This is a genomic window from Proteus vulgaris, from assembly GCF_023100685.1.
In the GTDB taxonomy this organism is placed as follows: Bacteria; Pseudomonadota; Gammaproteobacteria; order Enterobacterales; family Enterobacteriaceae; genus Proteus.
Window position 1 is genome coordinate 387,757 of the sequence record NZ_CP090064.1, and the last position, 12,127, is coordinate 399,883.

Genomic DNA, 12,127 nt, shown 5'->3' on the forward strand with positions numbered 1-12,127 from the left:
AATATAATTTATTTAATTTAAGGTTGATTTTTCTTTATTATCTATTTTAGTTAGTTCTCTACTTTTAATTAATAAATCACTTTTACTGAGCTTTTTCGGCAATAATCTTCGTAATCATCTGTTAATTTTCTATCAGTGATAACAACATCAAACTGAGCTAAATCGCCCATGTTGCCTGTCGCTGTTTCATCAAAATAGTGATATTTGGTGAGTAAAATTTTACGAATAGATTTATCCATCGCTTTTTTCTTCATATAAAGATCGTCGATGTTATAGCAGGTAACGCCAAAATCGAGATGAACACCTTCAGCTGAAATAAAGGCTTTCTTAGGATTAATGCTATCAAGATAAGAAGGTTGGGTAGGATTGTAGAATGAATCACTTTTAGGGCGATATTCACCTCCGCAGAGTAATACGGTGGCATTTTTCTTCTGGCTTAATGCCAAAAATACACGATGAGAATAACAGATCCCTGTGAAATGCAGATTATCAGGAATAAGTTCAATTAGTGTCGGAATTAATTGTCCGTTATCGAAAAAAAGGACATCACCTTCAGAGACCATACCGGCGGCAAGATTGGGTATGTGAAGTTCTTCTGTTTGATCTGGTGTAATAATATCGGATGATGTTGAAACTAATCCAAAATGAGGCTGGGCTAATGCAACAATATAGCCACCCAATAATGACATTGGAAATGGATTTTCAGCGTCAGAACTAAGATCACGCCTAATTGTCATTTCAGAAACTTCAAGGATCCTCGCGGCGTCTTTAAGATGTATGCGACCTGAGCGTTTTATACATTCACTGAGGCGGCGCAAACGTTCGTGCTGTTTGGTCTCTATCACCGAAGGATCCTTGTGTTATTGAATAGCGTACTCCAAGAAAATATACGCTAAATAATTAGTAGTTTGATTCAGGCGCATCTGAATCTGTTGCGATAGCGACGCTTGCGCTAGCACCGATACGCGTTGCACCTGCTTTGATCATGTTTAATGCTGTTTGGCGATCGCGAACACCACCAGACGCTTTTACGCCCACTTCGTCACCTACTGTTTTACGCATTAATGCAACATGATGTTCTGTGGCGCCCATTGTACTGTATCCTGTTGATGTTTTCACAAAATCAACGCGGATCTCACGACACATTTCACAAACTAAACGTACTTCGTCGTCAGTTAATAAGCAAGTTTCTAAAATAACTTTCAGTGTTGTGTTACCACAAGCCGCTTTTACAGCTTCAATATCTTGTTTGACGAAGTCTAAACGACCGCTTTTTAACATACCGATGTTTATAACCATATCGACTTCTTGTGCGCCTTGGCGGATAGCTTCAGCGGCTTCAAATGCTTTTGTTGCAGTTAAACCAGCACCAAATGGGAAGTCAATAACACAACATACTTTTACATCGCTCCCTTCAAGGCAAGTTCTTGCTAAAGGGATGTAAGAAGTGTTAATACAAACAGAGAAGAAACCGTGTTCAGCTGCTTCAGCACACAATTTCTTGATTTGTGCTTCAGTTGTATCTGCAGCAAGAAGGGTATGATCGATATAATTAGCTAATGGACGCATTGTATATTCCTTAATAAGAAGATTGTTATTTATCACTCATGTTAGTTTGGCAACATATTAGTGCTGTTTTAACGGGATAACAATCACAAATGATATTTAAATAACATGATACTGTTATACATCTATCAAAATGTCACTATTTTCACATTTATAAATTTTACATAAGAGTAAGAGGCGCTATGGATATCGCAGTGATTGGTTCAAATATGGTGGATTTGATCACCTATATAGATAGGATGCCAAAAGAGGGTGAAACCCTTGAGGCGCCAGCATTTAAAATTGGTTGTGGTGGTAAAGGAGCAAATCAAGCGGTTGCTGCTGCTAAATTAAATTCAAAAGTGATGATGTTAACAAAAGTCGGCGATGATATTTTCGCGGATAACACCATCATGAATTTAGGATCTTATGGCATCAATACACGTTATGTTGAAAAAGTACCAGGTACAACAAGTGGTGTTGCACCTATTTTTGTGACTTCCCAATCGTCAAATAGCATTTTAATTGTTAAAGGTGCTAATCAGCATTTGTCGCCAGAAGATATTGATAGAGCGACCGATAGTCTGAAAAAATGCAAAATAATTGTACTGCAATTAGAAATCCCACTTGAAACGGTCTATCACGCCATTGAGTTTGGTAACAAACACCATATTCCTGTGTTATTTAACCCTGCACCCGCTTCAAAAGCATTAGATCTTGATATTGCTGCCCGTTGTGATTTTTTTGTTCCGAATGAAACAGAGCTTGAAATTTTGACAGGTATGCCAATCACCACAATGGATGAAATTCGCGAAGCCGCTTGTTCTTTACTACAAAAAGGCTTTAAGAATGTCATTGTCACATTAGGTGAAAAGGGCGCATTATGGATGAATGGTGACATTGAAAAATACATTCCTGCTATTGAAGTTGATGCGATAGATACCAGTGGAGCAGGTGATGCTTTTATTGGTTGTTTTTCCCATTATTATGTTCACACTAATAATATTGAAGAAGCATTAAATAAAGCGGTGATGTTTTCAGGTTTAAGTGTTGCCGGAAAAGGCACACAATCTTCTTATCCGAGTATTGAAGAATTTGGGCAGTTTTTAGGAAATAAAAAATAACGGTTAATTTTATCTTGAATATTATCTTATTCTGAATATTTAATCGTTTAAGCCACATTGTTATCATTTCCCTCATCTATATAGGTGAGGGAATATCGGTTAAATCGAGCAATAATTAAGTGAGAAAATAAGATTTAATACATTATTAATTGCCTGTGACTTCACAAATTTATTAATTTATGAGGCTATTCTTTGATTTTTTGCCAAAAATAAAAGCTTCTTGTCTGAATGTTAAAGGTGATTTTTATTTTTACTGCTTAGAATTAGTTGTTCTTATTATTTTACCTAGCAGTCCACTTTATTTTATATTTTTATTTTTCAACCGTATTTTTCAAAAGTATTTCTTAATAAAAGAATTATTTGAGAAAGTAAATAATAATTATGCTAAGGGGGCTAAATGAAATTATACAGTGAAGATTATTTTTCAGCACCAAATCAACCTATAGCTGTAGAGCCTAGGATGCCACAACCGATATTTCCTGAACATACTCATGATTTCAGTGAAATATTTATTGTTACGCAAGGTATTGGATTACATGTCCTTAATGGCCGACCTTATACATTATGTCCAGGAACGGTTTGTTATATTAAATCTGAGGATTACCATTTATTTGATAATGTTTCAGGTTTGAATTTAACGAATGTTCTATATCGCTCTATATCAGAGTTTAAATATTTAAATAATATTAATCAATTTCTTCCTGTAAATAATAAAGATAAAGGTTCACATTGGCTATTAAATAAAACTAATTTTATAAAATCACAAAAAATAATAGATAAATTAAGTAAAGTGACAGGAAATGACATTGCTGAAGAAGAAAGTCTATTTTTTCAATTGTTAGTGACGTTACAAGAAGGAAAATATAATACTATAACGGATGGAAGTAATGAGCAAAAAATGATGCAAGTATTTCACTACCAAAAGACGCGTAATATGACCAAAAATCAGGGAGCAATAAGTAGCTGATTGTCCAAGGTAAAATTATCCAAGAAAATATTCCAGCCACAGACCACATGGTTTCCCATGACCATCTTTTAACTTTTTTCAGTGGAGCATAAAAACATGCAGCGGAGGCGGCACCGACAAAGTGCCAGAAAATGCCTAATATAATTCCACTACCCATGAGTTTTTCCTCATACCATTATTATTGTGTTTTTCTTTGTGACAAAGGAACGACTCTGTCACAAAGAAATAGGTGTTATTTCAGTGCTTCGCGCATTGGAGAAACATTAAAACGTTTAGCTAATGCAATGAGATTTTCGGTAGAGATAGTCTGCTTTTTTCCCCCCATAGAGAGCACTTTAACCAGAATTTCAGCTGATTTTTCAGCGGTATCAATTAAGCCAAATGCATCATCAAGGGTCGGGCCTGAGCCAAAAATGCCATGGAATGGCCATAAAACCAGCCCATGTTTTTCCATTTGTCGTGCTGTTTCAAGCCCAATGCCATCTGTTCCGGGTACCATCCAAGGGAAAACGCCAATACCATCTGGGAATACAACTAAACATTCGGTGCTCATTTCCCAAAGTTGACGTGTGATCGTGGCACTATCGAGCGGTAGTACGTAGCTAAGGGCAATTAAGTTTGTCGCATGGCAATGCATAATGACGCGATTTTGCCCTTGAGTAACTTTTAAGCGTGTAATATGTGACTGAAAATGGGCTGCAAATTCAGAAGTAGGAACGCCACCATTAATCAATCCCCAAATAATGTGATAACCCTGACCTTCTTCATCAATTTTTACTAATCCCAAGGTATCTTCGGGATCTAGTGCTACGTTGCGAAAAAACTTACCTGATCCTGTCACGATAAAATATTGATTTGCTAATTCTTTAACGGGTTCTGTGACTTCGATATAACGTGGTGTTGAATAAAAGTCTCCTTGATAAGGTAAAACTTCCTCAGGTGTTAAACGTAAGCTGACATTCCCGCCATTACGTTCATCCCAGCCTTTTAACCACATATCACTGGTCGCTTTGATCATGCCTTGCACAAAACAAGATGTGAGAATTTTTTGCATGGTGATCACCTTATCTTTTTGATAAAACACTATTTTCATAATGACGAACTTCTTGTAACCACTTATCACCAACAGGAACATTTTGGCGTTCACAATATTCGTCCCAAACCGCTTGCCAAGGCAGTGCTTTTTGTTCTTCCAATAAGGCTAGGCGAGCTGTGAAATCACCATCAATTTCTAATTGTCGTAACATTGGCGTTGGTTCGAGTAAGGCTCGTAACAATGCTTTTTTCATATTACGTGTACCAATAACCCAAGCAGCGATACGGTTAATAGAAGCATCAAAGAAATCGAGACCGATATGAACACGGTTTTGTAAGTTATGTCTGATGATTTCATTTGCGATCGCCTGAGTTTCATCATCAAGTAAAATAACGTGGTCGCTATCCCAACGAACAGGGCGACTCACATGGAGAAGTAAGCGTTCAACGTAAGGCATCACCGCAGAAATTTTGTCTGAAATAACTTCTGTTGGGTGAAAATGCCCTGCATCTAAACAAAGTGCGGTTTGACGAGTAATGGCGTAGCCAAGGTAAAACTCACTAGAGCCTGCGGTATAAGATTCAGCGCCAATACCAAATAATTTACTTTCGACAGCATCAATATGATGTTTAGTGGAGAGTTTCTCGCTAATCGCTTCATCAAGCGCTTCAACAAGACGTTGTCTTGGGGCGTAGCGATCGATAGGAGTGTCTTTCATACCATCAGGTATCCAGATGTTCATCACCGAAGCCGTATTTAGTGACTCGCCAAAATAGGCTGATATGCGACGGCATGCTTTGGTATGACCAATCCAGTAATCGCGGATCTCTTTATTGGCGTGCGTTAATGTAGCTTCAAGGCTTAAAGGATGAGAGAAAAACGAAGGATTAAAGTCGAGCCCAATGTTTTGTTGTTTTGCCCATTCAACCCAATTAGCAAAATGCACAGGTTTGATTTCATTGCGTTCAACAGGTGTATCGGATTCTAAATAAAGGGCATGAAGATTAACTCTTTTTGAGCCAGGAATAAGGCTCATTGCTTTTTCCATATCCGCACGTAGTTCCGTAGCATTACGCGCTTTACCCGGATAGTTCCCCGTTGCTTGAATGCCGCCAGTTAATGCGGTATTTGAAGGTTCAAATCCTGAGACGTCATCACCTTGCCAGCAATGAATAGACACAGGTAATACATCCATTGCCTGAATAGCTTTTTCTGTATCAACACCTATCTGTGAAAAACGTTGTTTGGCAAGTTGATAGCTCTCTTTAATGTTAGACATAGCACTTTCCTTATCCGTCAATCGCGTATAAAAATATTTAGTGTTTAATTTCAATAAGTTGTAAAAATGATTGCCACGTATTTTTGTTTAGTGGCGCTTGGGGCATAAACGTGGTGTGAGTGGTGTTTTGGCTTATTAAGTGGCGAAAATGGCTGATATCTTCAATCTCATTTAGCGCAATGAGTTGTAAGCCCACATTACCTAATGTTGATGCTTCGATAGGGCCCGTAATAACGGGAATTCCACAGGTGTTGGCGCAAAGTTGGTTAAGCAGCGCATTTTGACTACCGCCCCCAACGATATGTAATTGTGTTAGTTGTGTAAAATTAAGTGATTGTAATTCAAGGAAAACATAGCGATAAAGTAGCGCTAAGCTGTCAAAAATACATCGTGACAATTGTGCTGGTGTGTTAGGAACAGATTTTCCCTGTTGTTGGCAATAGTCTTGGATTGCTTTACTCATTGAATCTGGATTGAGAAAGCATTCATCATTGGGATTAATTAAGTAAGTAAAAGGTGTGATGTGTTCGACATCATTAATTAATGCAGCAATATCAGTAATGTTGTGTTCTTTACAAATAGACTGAAATAACCATAGCCCCATAATATTTTTAAGAACACGATAACGACCTTCAACACCTCCTTCATTAGTGATATTTGCATGCAATGATTGGGTTGAAACACAAGGTGTGAAGCGTTCAATTCCCATTAGAGACCATGTTCCTGAACTTAAATAAGCGCACTGTTGATTTTTTAACGGTGTAGCAATTACTGCACTCGCCGTATCATGACTGGCAACGGAAATAACAGGAATTGCCTCGTTTTTACTATTTTTCCAATAACCAATCGTATTTCCGGGTTGTTTAATGGGCATAAACCAATGATGAGGAAGTTGCAGATAATCAAGCAGTGCTTTATTCCAATCTCCTGTGTTTATATCGATTAATTGTGATGTGGTGGCATTTGTATATTCACAATTAAGCTTGCCAGTTAAACGGTAAGCCAGGTAATCGGGGATCATCACAAAATGTGCCACACTCTCTAGCCATGGCGGGGTTTCAAGTTGCATAGCTTTTAGTTGATAGAGAGTATTAAAAGGAAGGAATTGAATACCAGTTTGTTGATAGATCCATTCAGCACTGAGATCGCTTTGTACTTGTTGCATCACATTTTCAGTGCGTTTATCACGATAAGAATAACTTAGACCAATACGCTCTCCTTGTGCGTTTAGTAGCACATAATCAACGCCCCAAGTATCAATACCAATGCTGCTTATAACAATATTTTGCTGTTCTATTAAAGATAAGCCTGTACGGATATGATGCTCTAATAAATCCAGATCCCAACAAGTATGACTTTCATTCATAGCAAAACGATTAGTAAAGCGGTGAATTTCAGTCAGTGATAATTGCTGATGGACTTTATCAAAACTGGCTAACATGACGCGACCACTTGAAGCACCAAGATCGATAGCAACGGTGTAGCAGATACTCATAGTCTAAATTCCTGTGATATAGAAATTGAAACTATCTTAAGAAGCGGGCAAAAATGATGCGTTAAACATTCTGCCAATAAACTGAAAAGTTGGCAGAATAACCAAAGTCGACGTGATGTTATTCACAATTTCATTAATCAGATTTCAAACAGATCCGTTATGGCTTTTTTATAATGTGATTCATTTCACACCATCATGACAAATAGGATTGAAATATAATTTCATTGGATGTAATTTTAATTGAAATTTAGTTTCATAAGGTTGTTGTGATGAAAGAAGATGCATTGAGCCAATGTCTTAAAAATGAAAGTAACCAAGAAACAACCCAATTTTCAGAGTTAAGTGCATTGGAATTGGTCACATTAATCAATAGTGCAGATATGACGGTTGCAAATGCAGTCAAAAAAGAATTACCCGCTATTGCCAATGCGGTAGAAAAAATCACTGAACGTTTACAAAAAGGTGGGCGTATATTTTATGTCGGTGCAGGAACGAGTGGCCGATTAGCTGTATTAGACAGTGCCGAATGTCCGCCAACTTTTGGTGTACCTTCTACATTAGTGCAGGCAATTATTGCAGGTGGTCATGATGCAATGTTAAAAGCGGTTGAAAATATTGAAGATAGCCAAGAAGCGGCAATTGAAGAGCTTCAACGTCGTCATGTCAGTGATAAAGATGTTGTTATTGGTATTGCCGCAAGCGGTCGAACTCCCTTTACGGTTGCAGCGTTGCAATATGGTAAGAAACTAAAGGCGTTGACTATCTCTATTACCACGCGTGGCAAAAGTATGATGAGTGAAATTGCTGACTTATCTATTGCGCCAGATGTGGGCGCAGAGGTATTAACAGGCTCTACAAGAATGAAAAGCGGCACGGCTCAAAAAATGATTTTGGGTATGTTAAGCACCAGCGTAATGACTAAGCTTGGAAAAGTGCATAAAAACCTGATGGTGGATGTGATCGCGAGTAATGAGAAATTACAACGTCGTGCTGAAGGTATTGTCAGCGAAGTGTGCGGAATTTCTAATGAAAGAGCCAGAACGCTGTTACAAATGGTTAATTATCATCCTAGAAAAGCCATTTTAATGTATGAACTTCACTTGAGTGTGGAGAAAGTTGATCAAATTACACAGCAATATCCTAATCGTTCGCTACAACAGCAACTTGCCTTATTTAATTAATAACAATATGAGTAAATACTCTGAACTTTAGCAGGCACACATATGGCTAATAAAATAGAACACCTCGACACGTTAGCAATAGAAATAGAAAAACACGCTGGTGGGTTTCAAAATGTGGCAACCCTAACACATTGTATGACTCGCATTCGATTGATTTTAAAAGATAGTTCACTATTTAATGCTGATGCTTTAAAACAAGTCGAAGGCGTTAAAGGTGTTGTATTTAATGGCGAACAGCATCAAGTGATTGTCGGAATGGGAACCGCCGCAAAAGTTTATTCTATTATGAATAAACGTATGCAAAATAGTTCAGCAAGTAGTGAAGATAAGCCTGCGTCAACACCAGTGAAAAAAGGCTTCTCGATACGCCGCATGTTAAATACATTAGCGGCTATTTTTGTTCCGACAATTCCTGCTTTAATTGGCTGCGGTTTGATTATGGGGCTAATTAATATTATCCGTTTAGTCGCACCGGGCTTAGTTGAGCAATTCCCTGAGCTATTTAAATTATTCAAATTAATTGGTAGTACGGTATTTGCCTATCTTTCTATTATGATTGGGATAAATACAGCTAAAGAGTTGGGAGCGTCAACTTCGATTGGTGCGGTAATGGCGGGGTTATTAGCCATGCCGGGGCTTGCTGATATCACTTTATTTGGCGAGAAATTACAGCCAAACAGTGGCGGGATTTTTGCGGTATTAATGGTGGTGGTGTTCTCTTCAAAACTAGAATTATGGTTTCGTAGCATCGTTAAAGAGAGTCTTGATCTTATCTTAACGCCGTTTGTGACGATTTTAGTCTCTTCACTGGTGGCAATTATGATATTCCAACCTATTGGCCATTATCTTAATCAGTTATTAGCGCAAGGCGTATCATTATCACTATTAAATCAAGGTGGTGGTGCGGTAGTTACTGGGGCTGCCTTAGGAGGAAGTTTCTTATTTTTACTCTTAACAGGATTACATCAAGGGTTAATTCCTATTCATACCGAAATCTTAAATACTTTTGGTTTAAATTACCTATTCCCTATTTTAGCGATGGGCGGAATGGGACAAGTAGGCTCTTGTTTTTGGGTTTATCTACGTACTAAAAATCAACGTTTAAAGAAAACATTAATGGGCGCATTACCTGTGGGTATTTTCGGTGTCGGTGAGCCGCTATTATTTGGTGTTTCTCTTCCATTAGGAAAACCTTTTGTGGCGGGATGTATTGGTGGTGCTGCGGGTGGCGCATTAATGGCATATTTCCAAGTTGGGATCATTATTCCATTTGGTACAGCTGGGTTATCATTAATTCCGTTAGTCGGTGATGGTCAAATTATTAAGTTCTTGATTGCAGTATTAGGTGCATGGATTGTCGGTTTTATTGCCAGTATGCTAATGGGATTTACTGATCCAGAGAAATAAGTCAGAAATAAAAAGGATAACAGAATGTCGACACTGACCAAAAAGCTTGAAAGTTTGCTAATACAGGGCAAAGGTACAGAACAACGTATTGCTCATTATCTATTAGAAAATAGTGAGAATATTGCCAGTATGAATGCGGCTGAATTGGCACTTAAAGCCGGTGTAAGCAGTGCTTCTGTTATCCGTTTCTCTCGTCAAATGGGATATCGTGGTTATCCTGAATTTAAAATTGATTACCTTTCAGAAGAAAAGCAACAAAAAAGCAGTGGCGATATTCTCTATGGTAATTTAGCGAAAACAGATCCAACAGAATTAATTATTTCAAAAACAGGCCATCTATTTACTAGTGCTATTCAGGACTCATTGGCTTTGTTAGATCCTAATTGTATTGATCTGCTGGCTGAAAAAATGGTCTCAGCTAAACGCATTGTCCTGTTTGGTATTGGCGCCTCTGCGATCGTAGCAAGTGATATTTTTCATAAGCTTATTCGCGTGAATAAAAACGCCTTATTTAGTTCGGATCTTCATGCTCAATTGGCTTATTCTGCCAATTTATCAGTTGATGACTTTGCTATCGCGGTTACCGCACGAGGCAATACTGCTGATATTAATCGTATGTTGAAATCAGCAAAAGATGAAGGCTGTTTAACGGTGGCATTAACCCGTTTTGGGCAAGATGAAGCGACGCGATTATCTGATTATACGTTGCCTTATTTCTATGACGAACAGCACTCTCAATTGGGTGTCATCACGCCACAAGTTTTACAAATGGTGGCTTTTGATGTGTTATTTTTTAAATATATGACACTGGCGAGTGAGTCAGCAGAAAAAGCCTTATTAAAAGGACGAAAAGCTGTCATGCAAGGAAATCAATAATGTTACTTATCACCACATTAGCGGTAGGTGCTGCTATTGGTTTAATTATTAGCACAACGGGCGTGGGTGGCGGTGTTATTGTTTTACCTGTATTGACGTATTTTTTTGGTATGAATGCATTAATGGCTGTGGCGACTGCAAATTTATTATCTATGTTGATGAAAGTCACCTCGTCTTATATGCATTTTCGCCTTGGTAATATTCCTTTTAAAAGAGCAATGATTGTATTAGGAATAATGCTACCAAGTACCTTTTTGGCTAGTGTTTTGGTTAATTATTTAGGTTCATTAGAGCAGTATCAGCAACAAGTAGAGTGGGGAATTAATGCGCTTGTGGTGGGTGCGATTGTTTTTTCTCTCTTTCTCTTTATACAGAGAATGTTTTTCTCATTACCTCCCGTTGTGGTTGAAAATACAAAGCTAGCGCCTTTAAATATTAAAGCACTTTTACTTCCTGCGGTTATGGCTGGGGTTATTTTAGGTGCAACTGGTGTAGGGGGCGGTGTAGTTGTATTACCGTTATTGCTACGTTATGCAAATCTCTCTATTAAGCAGGCCATTGGTACTTCTATATTTACCACAACATTGTTATCGGGATCTTCTGCACTGGCTTATATGCAAGACGGGCATACGGATATTCATTTAGCACTTTTGTTATTTTTAGGCTCGTTGATCTCTATTCCGCTGTCTAAATGGTTGCTGATAAGAATGCCTGATAGGGTGTTTCAGTATGCGACTTTAATTTTAATTATTTGTAGTGCTGTAATGATGCTAGCTAAATTATTTTAATGTTAAATTACATCAATAATATTAACATTTATAAAATATAATAAATAATAACAAAATAAAGTCTAATGGTTTTTCTTGGTTTATTTTATATTATCTTGCTAATTTAATTGAGATAGTCTTCTAATATAAATTTTATTCTCCATGTAATATATGTGTGTTAATGAAATGTTTGATTTATTATTTGTTTTTAATGAGATATGATTTTAGTCATAAATAGATAATTGAGATGATAATCACATTAATGTTAATTCCTATATGTTTCACTGTAACCCTCATTTAATACCTATAGATGAAGGTACTAGTATTATGGAAAATAATAATAGGAAAACACCTCATATTAGACGTATTGCCCACATTATGATGTATAAACAACGTCAATGTTTTCATTTCTCCGTTTTTAACGGGTAAGCCCTCTATTCATACAATTAA

Annotated in this window: 12 protein-coding genes and 1 pseudogene; 7 read left to right on the plus strand and 6 right to left on the minus strand. The window is 37.4% G+C overall.

Annotation, left to right across the window (positions count from 1 at the left end):
- Positions 1–68: 68 nt before the first annotated feature.
- Both LW139_RS01965 and deoC read right to left on the minus strand, forming a co-directional pair.
- A complete protein-coding gene (locus LW139_RS01965) occupies positions 69–845 on the minus strand; it encodes a DeoR family transcriptional regulator (RefSeq protein ID WP_109408567.1) in 777 nt (258 codons plus the stop codon).
- Positions 846–900: 55 nt separating this feature from the next.
- Positions 901–1,569 carry a deoxyribose-phosphate aldolase gene (gene deoC / locus LW139_RS01970; protein ID WP_072069516.1) on the minus strand — a complete coding sequence of 223 codons (669 nt, stop codon included), beginning with the start codon at positions 1,567–1,569 and terminating at the stop codon, positions 901–903.
- 179 nt (positions 1,570–1,748) lie between these two features.
- Here deoC and rbsK point away from each other — a divergent pair, with 179 nt between their 5' ends.
- Complete coding sequence (gene rbsK / locus LW139_RS01975) at positions 1,749–2,669, plus strand: ribokinase (RefSeq protein ID WP_109408568.1); 921 nt, start codon at positions 1,749–1,751, stop codon at positions 2,667–2,669.
- Between the two features lie 460 nt (positions 2,670–3,129).
- Positions 3,130–3,636: an AraC family ligand binding domain-containing protein gene (locus LW139_RS01980; RefSeq protein WP_247851199.1), complete on the plus strand. Its 507-nt coding sequence runs from the start codon at positions 3,130–3,132 to the stop codon at positions 3,634–3,636.
- Here LW139_RS01980 and LW139_RS01985 read toward each other — a convergent pair.
- From LW139_RS01985 to rhaB, 4 genes and pseudogenes are all read right to left on the minus strand, one after another.
- Positions 3,563–3,793, minus strand: a pseudogene (locus LW139_RS01985) (L-rhamnose/proton symporter RhaT); the annotation flags it as partial. The gene LW139_RS01980 and the pseudogene LW139_RS01985 overlap by 74 nt on opposite strands.
- A gap of 75 nt (positions 3,794–3,868) precedes the next feature.
- Positions 3,869–4,690 carry a rhamnulose-1-phosphate aldolase gene (rhaD, locus tag LW139_RS01990; RefSeq protein WP_166540352.1) on the minus strand — a complete coding sequence of 274 codons (822 nt, stop codon included), beginning with the start codon at positions 4,688–4,690 and terminating at the stop codon, positions 3,869–3,871.
- A gap of 10 nt (positions 4,691–4,700) precedes the next feature.
- Complete coding sequence (locus tag LW139_RS01995) at positions 4,701–5,951, minus strand: L-rhamnose isomerase (protein WP_109408573.1); 1,251 nt, start codon at positions 5,949–5,951, stop codon at positions 4,701–4,703.
- 37 nt (positions 5,952–5,988) lie between these two features.
- On the minus strand, positions 5,989–7,446 hold the full coding sequence (gene rhaB, locus LW139_RS02000; RefSeq protein WP_166540354.1) for a rhamnulokinase: 1,458 nt from the start codon (positions 7,444–7,446) through the stop codon (positions 5,989–5,991).
- A 269-nt stretch (positions 7,447–7,715) separates the two neighbouring features.
- Between rhaB and murQ the strand changes: the two genes are divergently transcribed.
- From murQ to speFL, 5 genes are all read left to right on the plus strand, one after another.
- The gene (gene murQ, locus LW139_RS02005) at positions 7,716–8,627 is read left to right on the plus strand and encodes an N-acetylmuramic acid 6-phosphate etherase (protein WP_166540377.1); all 912 of its coding nucleotides are present in this window, start codon (positions 7,716–7,718) and stop codon (positions 8,625–8,627) included.
- Between the two features lie 42 nt (positions 8,628–8,669).
- Positions 8,670–10,034 carry a PTS transporter subunit EIIC gene (locus LW139_RS02010; RefSeq protein WP_109408576.1) on the plus strand — a complete coding sequence of 455 codons (1,365 nt, stop codon included), beginning with the start codon at positions 8,670–8,672 and terminating at the stop codon, positions 10,032–10,034.
- Between the two features lie 24 nt (positions 10,035–10,058).
- Positions 10,059–10,910: a MurR/RpiR family transcriptional regulator gene (locus LW139_RS02015; protein ID WP_247850558.1), complete on the plus strand. Its 852-nt coding sequence runs from the start codon at positions 10,059–10,061 to the stop codon at positions 10,908–10,910.
- Positions 10,910–11,698: a sulfite exporter TauE/SafE family protein gene (locus tag LW139_RS02020; protein WP_247850559.1), complete on the plus strand. Its 789-nt coding sequence runs from the start codon at positions 10,910–10,912 to the stop codon at positions 11,696–11,698. Before LW139_RS02015 ends, LW139_RS02020 begins: the two co-directional genes overlap by 1 nt.
- Before the next feature lie 306 nt (positions 11,699–12,004).
- Positions 12,005–12,106, plus strand: a complete 102-nt coding sequence (gene speFL / locus LW139_RS20665) for a leader peptide SpeFL (RefSeq protein WP_109372621.1) — start codon at positions 12,005–12,007, stop codon at positions 12,104–12,106.
- The last annotated feature ends 21 nt before the right edge of the window (positions 12,107–12,127 follow it).